Below are 15,157 nucleotides of genomic sequence, written 5' to 3' on the forward strand. Positions count from 1 at the left end.
CAGCGATTCCCCTGTGTCGCCAGGCTGACGTAGGCGAGCGCCAGATATGCTCGCGCTGACGTCTGGGCCTTCGGGGACTGCCCGTGCGGCGTCCGATCTGCGTTCGCCTGTCGCTGCCTTCGACGCCGAGGCCGTAGCCCGTTCCCCGCGGGGGTCCGCCTGCTCGCTGGGCAAGCCCGCATCATCAGCGACCATTAGCCGAGGATAGCGTCGTCCCGCTCCCGAGTATGCGGTGGCGAAGTGCAGCGAAGGAATTGATGCGACCACGCCAGTGCTTCTGGCTGACCCGGACAAGATCTCGGTGGCGGTCAATTGATCGAGCAGTCCATAGGCGCCGACCCCCTCGTCTCCCAGCTCCGACAGGTCATGGTTCGGGCGACACTTCCCAGCTGAGCAGCGGTGTTCGACGTCCGAGACGCGCTGACCTGACACAGCCAAGCCCGACCGGTGATGCCGCGGACGGGACGTCCGACATTGCCGCGCGGAGGACGGGACGTCCGACATCGCCGCGGACGGGGCCCTGTCAACCCGTCGGCCGCAAGTACAGGCCGGGCAGGGTCAGAGTGGCGGCCCGTCGGCGGCGTGCTGGCGGGTGAAGCCTTTGTAGCGGGTGCCCTGGTGGATCAGGTGCCCCCGGTCGCCCTCGGCCATCTGGCCGAACTCGGTGCCGCTCATCTGCAGTTCGCGCCGTTCGCCCGAGAGCTCCTCGAAGGTGACGAAGTAGGTGGTGCTCGAGCTCGGGCTGGTGGAACCCATGGCCATCGTGCCCGAACCGTCCGTCGGAGCGCCCACCGTGCCGGGCCGGCGGTGCACGTCGGTGCGGCGCGACACGACCATCGCGTCGACGCTGCGCAGCGGCGAGGCTTCGTTGGCGCGCCACTGCGAGAGTCCCTTGACGACGACCGTGACGAAGCCCGCGATGACGAGCGTGAAGATCAGCCCAAAGAGAAGGAGGAAGACCGTCGGGGGACCGGACATGTCCGGGGTGAGCGGGCCGAACTCATCGGTGACCATCGCAGACCTCTGTGTCTCGAGCGGGTGAGGACGGCAGTATGACTTCCCGACAGTCGGAGCGGTTGCATCGACATGCGCGCGGATCGGACGCGGGCACGGCAGAGGCCCTCTGCACGGCGCCGCGGCCGACTATGCCGGCATCCCCACATCCCGCAGTCAGGATGGTCGACAGGCGGCGATAGGGGACACTGCCGCTTCGCGGCGATAGGGCGCGCCTTCTTGGTCACCCGGGTGGCAGAGTCGGCGGCTCCTGACACGATGTGCTCATGGCATCGCAGTCTTGGAACGTGTTTGCAGGGAGCACCCGCGGTCGCACCAACCCCGATAGTTCCCCAACGGCTCACGACAACGGCGGCCCTTGCCCTTGGTGCGGTCGGGTATCGAACTTCAAGGTCGAAGACAGCGAGAAGTGGTTGCACGCAGTACCGACTCGTGCGAACGCTGGCGATGAGGCCACCTGTACGCGGTACTGCGATGCGATGGTTGCGGCAACGCGGTCCTGAGCGTCACGGACCCGGCCGGAAGGGGTGTCCACTGGTACCCCCCCGCCAGGCGCCGGAACCCTCGACAAGCAGGTCAACGAGGGCGTGGCTTCTGCGTACGACGAGGGCATGAAGTGTTTGGGCATCCAGGCCAATCGCGCCGCTGCCGTGATGTTTGGTTCGTCGCTCAGCCTGTTCGTGAAAGACAAGGGGAGCGAGAAGGCGCGAGCGGAGCGTCACCTGAAGAGCGCGCTCAAGCATATGAAGGCGGAAGGCGACCTCCATAAATCCCTGTGGGAATGGGCTGACCACCTCAACCAATTGGGTAACGAGGGTGCCCACCCCGAGGACTACGACGACGTGACCGGCGAGGAGGCACAGGGACTGGGTAAGTTCGTCCGGCACCTGATCCGGCACGAGTACGAGATGCCCGCGCAGTTGCTTCGAGATCAAGGCTTGCTCAAAGATGATGAACCCGAGGAATGAACCGACGGACCTGAACGCACACCGGTTCCTGCGGTGTCCTCATCGCATGGTGGTGCTGGATTCGCCTGCGACTTCGACCCCTGTTAGTCCCGCTGCGCCGGGCAGTGCCGACTCCCTGTCAGGTGGCATGAGGCGCCAAGGAACGGGTTAGATTTCAAGTGGTGCGCGTCCGGCCCGCTCGACGACCCGCCTATGGAGCTCGTTGCTGTGATCCTGTCCAGTCTGTCACTCGTCGTCGCCGTCGGTGGTGGCGCGCTGGCGAATAAGCAGCGCATAGACGCACGGTATAGCGATCCTGTCTTGGCCAGCAGGAGCGCTTGCAGGTGTGGGTTCTGGCGCTGCCAGCTGCCGGCACACATAATCAGCACCACTGACCGCAACCAACATCAACCCCGGGAGAGCCACCAATGACGGCGGAAACAGAGCGTCCGTTGAACGCTCTCTGGGACCACCAGCGGCGGGCACTCGCGACCCTTCGCGATTACCTAGGGACTGGAGCGGCCTCGAAGGCCTCGCTGGTCTCGATGCCAACTGGGTCGGGCAAGTCTGCAGTCATCGCTTCACTATTGGCCGAGGCGGCCATCGACAGCAATCGAGGGTCAGCCCTCGTCCTGGCCCCTTGGAGGAGCCTGGCCTCGCAACTCGCAGCAGACATCGATGGCAGAGTCTGGGCCTCCCTTGGCGTCGCTCGACCCTCGACTCTGCCGCAGGTTGTGCGCGTCCGTAGTGCCGCGGACTTTGTCGCGAAGAATCGAGTCGCGGGACGTCGTGTCTACGTGACCACGATGGCCATGGCTCTGGAGATCTATAGGAGCGTCGGTCGGGACCCTATTGAAATGGGGTCGCTCTTCGTTGACTTCGACGCTGTCATCGTCGACGAATGCCATTACGAACCTGCACCAACATGGTCCGAAGCAGTCCGAGCAACGGGATTGCCGACGTGTCTGCTGACTGCCACCCCCTTTCGGAACGATAACCGCTACTTCGACCTAGACGAGGAGGCTCAATACCGGTACAGCCACGCTCAGGCCGTCGCGGATCGAATTGTGAGGCGTCCCCAATTTGAGCAACTCGAGCGGGGCCGAACCGAACGCGAATTCGCCCTCGCGCTACTCCAACGCCTCGAGAGGTTGCGGGTGAACGAGGGGGACCGAGTCATCGTTAGGTGCGGTGACCGCGCCGCCGTAGACGCGATGACGCAAGCTCTAAGAGAGTCTGGGCAGACAGCGGTCGGTTTCCACGAGACCTTCGGGCCTGGCGATCGCGCGAGAGGATTGCTGCGGTCGGTCCCCGCGCCCGAGGACCGACCGGATGTTCGGTTCCTCGTGCATCAGCACAAGCTCACGGAGGGATTCGATGACCCGTCAGTGACGATTCTGGCTGTTTACGATGGCTTCGGCAGTGATCGCGCACGGGTGCAGCAAGTCGGCCGAGTGCTCAGAAACCCGTCTCGAGCAACGGGTGCAAAGGCGTGGGTGATTGCGACCGATGATCAGATGGCGAGGGCGTGGACTCGATACGAGCGGTTTGACGAGGGCGAAGCGCCGCGTTCCATGGCTACCGACCCGGCGGGGATCGAAGCTTTGCTCGCGGCTCAGCCAGAGACCTTTTACTGGGACCGATTGTTTCGTGAGCGATTCGACCTTCACGACCAAGACGCTTGGACTCATGTGAAGTTCAAGTTCAGCGCCTCGATACGTACGCTTCCAGAAGTACCCGACCTTGACCATTTGGCCGAAACCGTCCGAGAAGATCACCTCGACCGAGACCGTCGAGTCCTGAGTGTCGGGGCACCGAACGCCGCCAGTCGCGTCGTCTTGCACCTCAGCGTAGAAAATTCGCCAGTCCTACGCACGGGCGCCTTCGTCGAGATGACACTTGGCTACACCGTCCTCCACTGGGACGGGAAGAGACTCTTTGTAGCCGACTCGACGTCGTCAGTCCCGAAGTCATTGCGCGACATGAGCGATCCGATCGGGGCGAAGTCGCTGATCGGCCTTCTGCCAGAGGGCGCGCGGGTTTCGGACGTCTCGTTGTCGAACAACGACCTCAGTCGATGGAGTCTTCGAACTCGATCGCTCGGCGCGTTCGACTTAGCCTCTATCGCTTCCGAGATCGGCGACACGACGTTCGGATACGCAACGGCCGAGGGCCACCTCGTCGTGGGAGATGACCAAGTGACTCGGTACACAGGGGTCCGAAATGCACGGGTCACCGATCGCCGCAAGACGGAAGGCGCATTCGAAGACCTCGCTCAATGTTTTGAGGAGATCGGCTCGAATCTCGACGCGAGCCAGAAACCGGCCCGCGCGATCGACCGGTATGCCAGTCCCGTGTCACCGCCGTCAGCGCCACAGGCCGCGCACGTTCTGCTCGACATCGACCCGGATCACTTTGAGGGCCTGACCGACTCAAAGCCCATGGTCGTTGATCTGTACGGGGGCGAAGTCGATAATATGGGCAACTTCCCGATCGTGGTCAATGGCAAAGACATCAAGGTTCACATCGCGTGGAGCCGCGTCTTGAGGCGCTTCGAGTTGGCTTCGAGCGAGCCGATCCCGTTCCGCGCGCGGTCCGGCATACGCAGCGCCTTCTGGCAGGAGGTGAATCGCGAACAGACCGTCCGTGTTGCGACGCCCGACGGCCTCGTCTACACCAACGGGAACTTCTGGTCGCTCGAGCGCCGGGGAGGCGTCGCTTCGTCCGGTCTGCTGAGTGTCTTGACTGGCCACCCTGAGCTGGCCACTCTCAACGCGGAGAAAGGGCCAGTCGATGCTGATGGGAAGTGGAGCCGAGAGAGTGCCTTCGGCCTTATTGACCTCGATTACTTACCTGCGGCATTCGGCAGAGATCCAACGATTATCTGCACCGACCTTGGGACAGAGATTGCTGACTTCGTCGGGTTCACGGATGCGAAGGTGATCTTCGTTCACGCGAAGAGCAAGAGCGCGGCGAAGAAGTCTACGATCTCGGCATCGGCCCTTCACGAGGTTGTGTCCCAGGCCGTCAAGAACCTTCGGTACCTAACGATCGGAAACACTGACGAGCCACATACAGGACCGCTAGCCGGGACTTGGAGGGGCGGTGCCCACGGGAATGCTCCTCGTCTGAGAGCGGGCACTTCCGCGAGCAACGGCAGGGGCAATTGGCGCCGGATCAACGGCGTGGTGCAGTCACACAATGCCGAGCGCGAGGTCTGGCTAGTGCTGGGCGCGTCCTTGTCGAAGTCAGCGCTGGGACGGGAACTCAACAAGTCCAAGCCGAGCGCCGTCGCCGTTCAGGCGCATGCCCTCCTGAACTCGGCGTGGACTGCCACACAGCAGTGCGGTGTGAGACTGCGGATTCTCTGCTCTCCGTGAGTCCCTCGCTCAGGTTTCGCCCCCGTCGGTTTGGGAAGCGGCGTCGGGCCGACTGCGTCATTCTGGGCGGGATGGGCGCCCTTAGTGGGCGCTGTGACCCCGGAGACACGGTGGGCAACAGCGGCGGTAGGACGCGGTCTCGTTGCTTCGAGATGCAGCCGTCGGCGGCATGTAGCAACTCCGGGCACGAACGCGCCGTATTCTGTCCCGTCTCAGCCGCGGAAGGGGGCATCAGACAGAGTCACCGCCACCCCACAAGGGACGAGTCGCTGTACCGCCCTCTGGCGAAGCTCTTGATGGGGACCCGGCCCAACCTTCACTTCCACTAGCGCAGAGCCGAAATCGAACTCCACGTACGGTGTAGGCCCCAGGGGTCCGGGCCTGAAGTTCACAGGCTCCCCGTATTGATCCGTCGCGATTAACCGCCATTCCTGCTCTTCGGCGAACGCTGGGTGCTTGAACTCGGCGAGCATGGGCAAGATCTCGCCTCGCGCCAGGTGGTCGCCCATGACGTACGGATGAGCGGACGGCTGTTCGATAACCCGCGCGACTAGCGCATCCACTCGCGGTCGTAGCAAGTCATCGCCATACGAGACGCGACGTAAGCCCACAAGGCGCACGGGCAACTCCTGATGTGGCATCGGGCCTAGGACCGCGGTTTCGAGAGCATCCGTATCTAGGCCGACCGCGTAGCCTGCTCCGGCGGCGTACCCGCGCCACTGGCTCAGTAGGTCTCCGTCCTCACAGAAGCACGCAACGAAGACGTGCACCGCTGATGACGGCGCCACCTCATCGCCGCCCTCCAACGCGGTCAGAGCCGCGCTCAGGATTGCAGCGCTCGACGTATCAGGGTCTTCGGTGTGCGGCTCCTTCGCCCTGCCCGCAAGGCGTTCCGAAGCGGAACGGAACTCCTTCGCGAGATGATCCCGCGCATACCGGAGCTCCTGGCTGTCGTTGAGGTACTCGGCATCTGTAGCCCAGATGACGCGGCCTTGCACGCGCCCGACAGTACAAGCTCGAGCACGGCCTTCGTCGCTCCAAAGGGCTCGTAACTGCGGCAATCCTCGAGAAGCTCGCCAAGCGCGGCACAGCTCAAATGCCCTCACGGACAGGTCTCATCGCTGCCCGTGATCCCAAGAGAGCCACCGCTGCACGGCTCGCTGGAGGGATGCCCAACTCCCCCGCGGGGGCAGTAGCTTCGCTGACTGGTCTCCAGACGCCTCAAGCGAGTCGGCGTGTGGTCATCGTCGTCACCTGCGCGGAGTGCGGCGCGGAGTTCTGCCCGTTCCGCCTGGCGCGCCGGCGAAAGTTCTGCACACGGTCCTGCGCCAGCCGGTACAACCGCCGGCATCGGAGTGAGCTCGCACGCAGGTCAGTCACGGGAACTGACACGGTCCCTGAGTCGGCGGCCGAGTCCCCCGACGAGCTCGCCAGGGGACATGCATAGCGGCGGGACCGCCGTGCGGGTTTGCACCGACGTATGTCGAGATCGGCTTGGGAGACCCGAGCGGGAGCCCAACAGTTCCGCCCGATGTCGGGACCCGTGGTCCACGACGTCCGTGACAGGACTCGTCGAGCGAGATGCGCCGTCGGACCACGTACATCCTCAGGCTCGGGGTGGTCCACGTCTGGTCCACGCAGGGGGAATTGGAAGACCCCCAACCGGCGTTTCCGCTGTTCAGGGGCCCTATTCCGGTGGTGGGCGATATTGGGTTTGAACCTCCGACCGCCGCTGCAAGGCCGTCAGCTTCACCCTGATGAGCGCGCTCATAGGCCTCTTGGCGCACCAGGCCGTCCCCCACGCCGCGAGAGCTACTTGTCCCCTGGCCGCGGCCAGGGGACTGCGAGCGCGGGCCACCTGGCCCTAAGGTATCCGTCGGCCGGCAAGTCCACTTCCTCCGCGTGTCGATTCACGTCTTCGCATCGCACCTGCTGCATCGCACGGTGTATCGGCATCGGCTCTACCCGAAGTGCTAGCCGATCTAGGGAACCCCAACTGCCCCAATTCCTCCAACGCGTGGCACTCGGGGGGCTAGGAATCGATCTCTCTGCTCAGCAGCTCGGTCAGGGCGCGATCGCGCTGGGCGGTCGCATGCTGGTAGCGAAGCGCCACGGTGACGTCAGTGTGCCCGCCGCGATGCAGGAGTTCAGCCAGAGTCGCTCCCTGCTCCGCGTACTTGCTCAAGCCCGTGTGCCGCAGATTGTGGAAGTGGAAGCCTGGTCGGCCCGCCTGCTCCCTCGCGGCCCTCCACGCGCGATCTAGGGCACTCTGGGAGACACGCATACCGCGGCCATTGGTGAGGACCGGAGCCGTGCGCTGTGAGGGCGTGTAGATCTGGAGGTGCTGCGTCAGCCTGGGCAGGAGCGCGGCCGGCACAGCGACACTTCTGGTGCTACTCGCCTTCGGTGGTGTGAGGGCGTTCGCCTTCACGTTCCATTGTCTACGCACATGGAGCACTGCCCGCTCGGGGTCGTCTAGGTACTCCAGATCCCGTCGTTGCAAGCCCAGCAACTCCCCGATGCGGAGGGCGCACCAGGCAGCCAGCGGCACGGCGATCCGCAGGTGGGCAGGCATTGCTTCAGCGAAGGCCCTGACCTCTTCGGGCAGCGCGACGTCTCCTTGCTCATCCTCGGGCCGCACCCTGCGATGCTTCGGTGCCTTGGGAAAGTCGAACGTTTCAAGAGCGCCGGCCTTGGCCGTTACCGCCGCGTTGAGCATTGAGCGGAGCACGATCACCACGTTCGGCGCTACACCGTTAACACGAGCGTCTGGGTGCCGCGTCGAACGCTGGCGTCCCAGGGCAGCAAGATGGTCAGCTACGCGCTCGGTGGTCAGGTCGGTCAATCGGATGTCACCGAGGTCATCAAGAATGTGGTTCTTGAGTACGGAGCGGTACGACACGACGGTCGCCGGTGACCGGTCAGGGTTGGCTTCTAGGGCGAGGAGCCACTTCTCGGACCACTCCTTCAGCGTCACCGACTGGGCTTCGACACGCGCGACCTCGGCCTGGCGGGCGGACCGGCGCTCTGCTGGGGGCACGAAACGGCCGCGAGCAATCTGCCCGCGAGTGATGTCGAGCGCCGCGCGTGCATCCGTAAGAGTGTGGAACATGCCAAGGGAATGCGTATGTCCCTCGTAGTCGACCCTGACCCGGTACCGACCTCGATACCGGGTGACTCCCCTCGGCAGCTTCGCCGGTGCAGCCATGCGCCCTCCACGAGTCGTCATGTTCAGTGAGGGGTCGGGCCTGGGCTACACGAGTTCGACCACCGCCTGTGACAGCTTGTGACAGCTGTGTGACAGTTTTCCTGCCGTGCCAAGTCTAGACATGACCCCTTGTGTCCGCACCACCGACAACGGCTGATCTGCACGTTTGCGCAGGTCAGCCGTTGTTTGGAGCGCTGAACAGCGTGGAGAAGCGAACAGCGTGACGTGGCCACCATCGAGTGGTGGAGGTGGCGGGAATTGAACCCGCGTCCGATGACGAGAGACCAGAGCTTCTCCGGGTGCAGTGCGCTATGGCTTTTCTCGGCCCCAGGGCTCGCACGCACACGTCCCCTGACAGGCCCAGTCGAGTAAGAGTCCCGCGCAGCCCCTCGACATGACTGCACAGCAAGTCCCCTAGCTGACGCCAGGCACTGAGTCGGGAACTAGCTCAGGCTGACGGACTTCGAGGCTCGCTCAGGCGGCGAGGGCGAAGTCGGTGCGCTTGGAATCGGCACCTATTGTTTTGCAGGGAGCGTTAACGAGATAACCCCACATCCTCGACCCGCTTCCTCTGGTGTGTCGACCACCGTCGAAACCGATCACCCCCATGTGTGTAACCGGGGGTCCACGTCACGCTGTTCACTTGTCAACCTGCGGTCCTGCGAGACCTCAGTATGCCTTGGTAACGACGGCGCGGTCCAAGCCATTCCCGACGGCACGTCGAGGTGTGACGCGGCGTGGACGGCACCGGATGCCGCGCGAGCACCCCACTAGGCTGCGGTCGTGGTCGCCGAGGACCACAACCCGCGACGCCGCTGTCGTGGGAGCGTGCAGACCGCCCCCACCCCTGGAGGTCCGATGTTCCGCAAGGTGCTCGTCGCCAACCGAGGCGAGATCGCCGTCCGAGCCTTCCGGGCCGCGACCGAGCTGGGGGCGCGCACGGTCGCCGTCTTCCCCTACGAGGACCGCAAGAGCGAGCACCGGCTCAAGGCCGACGAGGCCTACCAGATCGGCGAGCAGGGCCACCCGGTGCGCGCCTACCTCGACCACGAGGCGATCGTCGCGCAGGCCGTCGAGGCCGGCGCCGACGCGATCTACCCGGGCTACGGCTTCCTCTCGGAGAACCCCCTCCTCGCGGAGGCCTGCGACGCCGCGGGCATCACCTTCATCGGCCCGCCAGCCTCGGTGCTGCACCTCACCGGCAACAAGGCGCGCGCCATCGCGGCTGCCCGAGCCGCGGGCCTGCCGACCCTTCGTGGCTCCGAGCCCGGCACCGACCTCGACGCCCTCGAGCGCGCTGCTGCCGAGATCGGCTTCCCCGTCTTCGTCAAGGCCGTCTCCGGCGGCGGCGGCCGCGGTATGCGTCGGGTCGAGTCCCAGCCAAGCCTGCGCGACGCGCTCGAGGCGGCCCAGCGCGAGGCCGAGTCGGCCTTCGGCGACCCGACGCTCTACCTCGAGGAGGCCGTGGTCAACCCGCGCCACATCGAGGTGCAGGTGCTCGCCGACAGCACCGGTGAGGTCGTCCACCTCTACGAGCGCGACTGCTCGCTGCAGCGGCGGCACCAGAAGGTCGTCGAGATCGCGCCCGCCCCCAACCTCGACGCCGACACCCGCACCGGCATGTGCGCCGACGCCGTCGCGTTCGCCCGCTCGATCGGCTACGTCAACGCCGGCACGGTCGAGTTCCTCCTCGGCGAGGACGGTCGCTACGTCTTCATCGAGATGAACCCACGCATCCAGGTCGAGCACACGGTCACCGAGGAGGTGACCGACATCGACCTCGTCGTCATGCAGATGCAGATCGCGTCGGGCGAGACCTTCGAGGCGATGGGCCTGCGCCAGGACGACATCGCGACCAAGGGCTTCGCGATGCAGTGCCGGATCACGACGGAGGACCCGGCCAACGGCTTCCGGCCCGACGCCGGCACGATCACCGTCTACCGCTCCGCCGGCGGCGGCGGGGTGCGGCTCGACGGCGGCACCGTCTTCGTCGGCGCCGAGGTGAGCGCCCACTTCGACTCGATGCTCGTCAAGCTGACCTGCCGCGGCCGCACCTTCCCCATCGCCGTGCGACGCGCCCGGCGGGCGTTGGCCGAGTTCCGCATCCGCGGCGTCTCGACCAACATCTCCTTCCTCGAGGCGGTGCTGGCAGACCCGGTCTTCCAGCAGGGCCTGGCGACGACCTCGTTCATCGACGAGCGGCCGCAGCTGCTCGCCTCGCGGGTGAGCGCCGACCGTGCGACCAAGCTGCTCACCTACCTCGCCGACGTCACCGTCAACCAGCCCAACGGGCCCGTGACGACGCGAATCCGCCCACGCAGCAAGCTCCCCCAGCTGCCCGACGGTCCGCCGCGACGGGGTGCTCGTGACCGGCTCATCGCAGACGGACCGGCCGCCTTCGCGCGTGCGCTGCGCGAGGCGAACGACGTCGCCGTCACCGACACGACCTTCCGCGACGCCCACCAGTCGCTCCTCGCCACCCGCATGCGCACCCGCGACCTGCTACACGTCGCCGAGCACGTCTCGCACCTGACCCCGCAGCTGCTCTCGATGGAGGCCTGGGGAGGCGCGACCTACGACGTGGCCCTGCGCTTCCTCGCCGAGGACCCGTGGGAGCGCCTCGCCGCCCTGCGCGAGGCGATGCCCAACATCCCCCTGCAGATGCTGCTGCGGGGGCGGAACACCGTCGGCTACACCCCCTACCCCACGGCCGTCACCGACGCGTTCGTGCGCGAGGCGGCCCGCACCGGCCTCGACATCTTCCGCATCTTCGACTCGCTCAACGACGTCTCGCAGATGCGTCCCGCGGTCGAGGCGGTCCTCGAGACGAACACGACGGTCGCCGAGGTCGCCCTCTGCTACACGGGCAACCTGCTCTCGCCCGGCGAGAAGCTCTACACCCTCGACTACTACCTCCGCCTCGCCGAGCAGATCGTCGACACCGGCGCCCACGTGCTCGCGATCAAGGACATGGCAGGCCTGCTCCGCGCCCCCGCAGCCGCGAAGCTCGTGCGCGCCCTCCGCGAGCGCTTCGACCTGCCGGTGCACCTGCACACCCACGACACCGCCGGCGGCCAGATAGCCACACTGCTCGCCGCCATCGACGCCGGGGTCGACGCCGTCGACGCCGCGACCGCGACGATGGCCGGCACGACGAGCCAGCCCTCCCTCTCGGCCCTCGTCGCCGCCACCGACGACACCGCCCGACCGACCGGTCTCGACATCGAGAACGTCTTCGCGCTCGAGCCCTACTGGGAGTCGGTGCGCCACGTCTACCGGCCGTTCGAGTCGGGCCTCGACTCCCCCACGGGCCGGGTCTACTTCCACGAGATCCCCGGTGGCCAGCTGAGCAACCTGCGCCAGCAGGCCATCGCGCTCGGGCTCGGCGACCGTTTCGAGGCCATCGAGGACATGTATGCCGCGGCCAACCGGATCCTCGGCAACATCGTCAAGGTGACGCCGAGCTCCAAGGTCGTCGGCGACCTCGCGCTCGCCCTCGTGGGTGCGGGCGCCGACCCGAAGGACTTCGAGGACGACCCCCAGCGCTTCGACATCCCCGACTCGGTCATCGGCTTCCTCAACGGCGAGCTCGGCGACCCGCCCGGTGGCTGGCCGGAGCCGTTCCGCACCAAGGCGCTCGCCGGACGCCAGGCCAAGCCCCGCCTCACCGAGCTCACCCCGGAGCAGGAGGAGTCGCTCGCGAGCTCACCGCGCCGGACCCTCAACCAGCTGCTCTTCCCCGGCCCGACGAAGGAGTTCGAGACCTCACGCGAGTCCTATGGCGACCTGTCGGTCCTCGGCACCGTCGAGTTCCTCCACGGGCTCGAGCCCGGCGAGGAGTACGAGGTCGAGATCGAGCAGGGCAAGCGCCTGCTCATCGGCGTCCAGTCGGTCGGTGACGCTGACCCCAAGGGCATGCGCACCGTCATGTGCACCCTCAACGGCCAGTTCCGCCCCATCCAGGTGCGCGACCGCGGCATCGTGGCCGACGTGAAGTCCGCCGAGAAGGCCGACCTCGGCGCGGCCGGTCAGGTGGCCGCTCCCTTCGCCGGCGTCGTCACGCTCAACGTGGCCGAGGGCGACACCGTCGAGGCGGGCGGCGTCGTCGCGACGATCGAGGCGATGAAGATGGAGGCCAACATCACGTCGCCGACGGGCGGCACGGTGTCGCGCGTCGCCATCGGGGCCCACCAGCAGGTGGAGGGCGGCGACCTCCTCGTCGTCATCTCCCCCTGAGCCTCCGCAGCCGCCCGCTTCCGTACGCCCGTCCGGCCCGCTCCCCCACGGTCCCTAGGGAGCCAATCGAGAGAGCAGTTCGTCGCCCCTCCACCGGGCCGCTCTGACCCGCTCGACGGCGACGAACTGCTCTTTCGATTGTGTGCTGGGGACGCTGGGGCCACGTCAGCAGCTGCTGGTTGAGCCCGGCGTCACCAGGAGCCGGACGAGGAGCCTCCGCCACCGCCGCCGCTGAAGCCGCCGCCACCCGAGAAGCCGGACGAGCCGCTCGAGCCGGGTGTCGAGGTGAACGTGCCGGTGGAGGTCGTCGAGAACGAGTCGACGCCGTTCGCGATGCTCGTGAAGTCGGGCATCGTCGAGCCGCTCCAGAGGTACCACGTCGGCATGACGAGCGGCTGCCCCGCGGCCTCGGCGGCCTGGGCGACCTTCGCGAACGTCGAGGCCCACCGGTCCGCGACACCGAAGACGACGGCATACGGCAGGTAGCGGCTGAAGACGTTGCTCGCCTCCTCGAACTCGATCTGACCGGCCTCGGCGGTGAGGAGGTACTCCTTGAAGCCGAGCGACTGGGCGAGAACCGCCGAGCCCTCTGCGGTCTTGGCGGCCATCCGGCGGCCGAGCAGCGTGACGATGCCGCCCGAGACGATGAGGCCCGCCCCGAGGGCGAACCCACCGGTGAAGCCGCTGCCGACGATCGCCGTCAGCGCGCCCTGCCCGAAGAAGAGCAGGAGGAAGCCGCCGACGACGAGGAGCACGCCCAGGCCCTGCCAGACGCCACGCTGGGCCTCGGGCGAGGTGCGGAACCAGTGCCGCCGCACGACCTCGCGATACATCTCGGCCTGGATGCCCTTGAGGGTGCTGGCGAAGGTGTTCTTCAGCTCCGAGAGGACGACGACGTCGCCGCGGCTACCGAAGACGCCGTCGAGCAGCTGCCGCTCGTAGGGCAGGAGCCGGTCGTCGCTCGGCCCGGGCTGACGGGTCAGCGTCCAGTCGGTGCGGCTGAACATCCCGCTGCCGGCGTCCTCCTCGATGGTGAGGTAGCCGCGCACGGCGAGGTCGATGATCGTCGCCGAGACGTCGATCGGGTTGGCCGTCTCGTCGATGATCGTGCCGACCATGCCGGGCTGGACCCCGGCCGGGGGCTGGAACTGCACGGCGACCGTCGTCCGGCCACCTCTCACCGTGGCAGCAGCGGTGGGGGTGCCGTCGCCACTGGCCCCGGAGCCGAAGGAGGGCGTGAGGCCCGGGGTGAGGTCGGCATACCGCTCGTCACGCCCGCGGGTCCACACGAGGGTGCCCATGACCGCGAGGGCGACGAAGGGGGCTCCGATCCCGGCGACCCAGGCGGCCGCGTTGAGGGCGGGTGCCGCAGCCGAGCCGACGGAGCTCTGGCTGTCGCCCTCGAGCACGACCGGTTGCACCGAGTCGAACGCCGCGGCCGGGTAGGAGGCGAGGATCGTCATCGCGTCGCCGCTCGCGAGGTTGGTCGCCGTGAAGGTCGAGGGCTCACCGGCCTTCGCGGTGCACGCGGTCGTCGACCCCTGCGGGCCCTGGAAGCAGGCGACCTTCGTCGACGCGTCGGGCGCCTTGACCTCGATCTGCGCGGAGTCGCGGGCGGTCGTCTCGTTGGTGCCGAAGACGTTGTAGTAGAGCTCGACGGTGCTCGCCTGGTCGCTGCTCGTCGCGGGCTTGCCGTCGGCCGTGATCGGGTTGACCACGTCGTGCAGGGTGTAGCCCACGACGTAGACCTGGGTGCCGCTGGTGTACTCGCTCGGCGAGCCGATGCGGATCTCCTGAGCCGCCCCGTTGTCGCTGACCTTGAACTGGTCCGGAGCACCCGTCGGGCTGGAGACCTCGACGTCGGTGAGGTCGAAGTAGCGGTAGCGGCCGGGCTCGTCGTTCCAGCCCATCCGCACGACGATGTTGCGGAAGATGCCGTGCCGCTCCTCCCCCGCCGGGAAGCGCCAGGTGATCGTCTCTGTGACGCGCATGCTGCCGTCGGCCTGCACGTCATAGACGGCCTTGAACGACTGCATGCCCTCGCCGGTCGCGTTCGACGCCGCGAGGGCGGTCGACGGGAGCAGCAGGAGCATGGCTGCCGCGAGCAGCAGGGCGAGAACTCCGCCGCGTCCCGACGCCCGGGTGACCCGCGTCCGGCGCGTCGACCCCGTCGAGCCCGTCGCTGCCGTCGGTGCCGTCGGTGCCGTCGGTGCCGTCGGTGCCGTCGGTGCCGTCGGTGCCGTCGGTGCCGCCAACGCGGCCGGCGCCCCGCCTCGGCGGTGGGCCACCCTCGATCCGGTCATCGCTGCCTCCACGTCGTTGGTCCCTGCATCCTGACACTCGACGGTGGCCATGACCCAGCGGTTCCGGGT

At 66.9% G+C, this 15,157-nt stretch carries 7 protein-coding genes and 1 other RNA gene; 3 read left to right on the plus strand and 5 right to left on the minus strand.

All coding sequences use genetic code 11. The annotated features are described in order from the left end of the window. Window positions 1-558 precede the first annotated feature (558 nt). Window positions 559-1,014, minus strand: a complete 456-nt coding sequence (locus tag FHX52_RS08625) for a DUF2500 domain-containing protein (RefSeq protein ID WP_221630526.1) — start codon at window positions 1,012-1,014, stop codon at window positions 559-561. 587 nt (window positions 1,015-1,601) lie between these two features. Here FHX52_RS08625 and FHX52_RS08630 point away from each other — a divergent pair. Both FHX52_RS08630 and FHX52_RS08635 read left to right on the plus strand, forming a co-directional pair. Continuing rightward, window positions 1,602-1,982: a DUF4145 domain-containing protein gene (locus FHX52_RS08630; protein WP_141821517.1), complete on the plus strand. Its 381-nt coding sequence runs from the start codon at window positions 1,602-1,604 to the stop codon at window positions 1,980-1,982. 407 nt (window positions 1,983-2,389) lie between these two features. Continuing rightward, entirely contained in the window at window positions 2,390-5,341 is a 2,952-nt protein-coding gene (locus FHX52_RS08635) for a DEAD/DEAH box helicase (protein WP_141821518.1), read from the plus strand. 212 nt (window positions 5,342-5,553) lie between these two features. Here FHX52_RS08635 and FHX52_RS08640 read toward each other — a convergent pair whose 3' ends face one another. From FHX52_RS08640 to ssrA, 3 genes are all read right to left on the minus strand, one after another. Then, window positions 5,554-6,339, minus strand: coding sequence for a DUF2971 domain-containing protein (locus FHX52_RS08640; protein ID WP_185747137.1), 786 nt, complete (start codon window positions 6,337-6,339; stop codon window positions 5,554-5,556). Window positions 6,340-7,373: 1,034 nt separating this feature from the next. Beyond that, window positions 7,374-8,453: a tyrosine-type recombinase/integrase gene (locus tag FHX52_RS08645; RefSeq protein WP_185747138.1), complete on the minus strand. Its 1,080-nt coding sequence runs from the start codon at window positions 8,451-8,453 to the stop codon at window positions 7,374-7,376. Window positions 8,454-8,789: 336 nt separating this feature from the next. Further along, window positions 8,790-9,156, minus strand: a transfer-messenger RNA (tmRNA) gene (ssrA, locus tag FHX52_RS08650). A gap of 251 nt (window positions 9,157-9,407) precedes the next feature. Between ssrA and FHX52_RS08655 the strand changes: the two genes are divergently transcribed. Beyond that, window positions 9,408-12,785: a pyruvate carboxylase gene (locus FHX52_RS08655; protein ID WP_141822120.1), complete on the plus strand. Its 3,378-nt coding sequence runs from the start codon at window positions 9,408-9,410 to the stop codon at window positions 12,783-12,785. 191 nt (window positions 12,786-12,976) lie between these two features. On the opposite strand, the gene FHX52_RS08660 is transcribed toward FHX52_RS08655, so the two are convergent. Next, the gene (locus FHX52_RS08660; RefSeq protein WP_141821521.1) at window positions 12,977-15,088 is read right to left on the minus strand and encodes a DUF2207 domain-containing protein; all 2,112 of its coding nucleotides are present in this window, start codon (window positions 15,086-15,088) and stop codon (window positions 12,977-12,979) included. Window positions 15,089-15,157: the final 69 nt, after the last annotated feature.

It is taken from the genome of Humibacillus xanthopallidus (assembly GCF_006717145.1).
In the GTDB taxonomy this organism is placed as follows: Bacteria; Actinomycetota; Actinomycetes; order Actinomycetales; family Dermatophilaceae; genus Humibacillus; species Humibacillus xanthopallidus.

Excerpts from the sequence above, each read along its gene's own strand:
- FHX52_RS08635 (WP_141821518.1), top strand. The coding sequence starts at position 2,390 with ATGACGGCGGAAACAGAGCGTCCGTTGAACGCTCTCTGGGACCACCAG.
- FHX52_RS08655 (WP_141822120.1), top strand. The coding sequence starts at position 9,408 with ATGTTCCGCAAGGTGCTCGTCGCCAACCGAGGCGAGATCGCCGTCCGA.
- FHX52_RS08660 (WP_141821521.1), bottom strand. The coding sequence starts at position 15,088 with ATGACCGGATCGAGGGTGGCCCACCGCCGAGGCGGGGCGCCGGCCGCG.
- FHX52_RS08645 (WP_185747138.1), bottom strand. The coding sequence starts at position 8,453 with ATGTTCCACACTCTTACGGATGCACGCGCGGCGCTCGACATCACTCGC.
- FHX52_RS08625 (WP_221630526.1), bottom strand. The coding sequence starts at position 1,014 with ATGGTCACCGATGAGTTCGGCCCGCTCACCCCGGACATGTCCGGTCCC.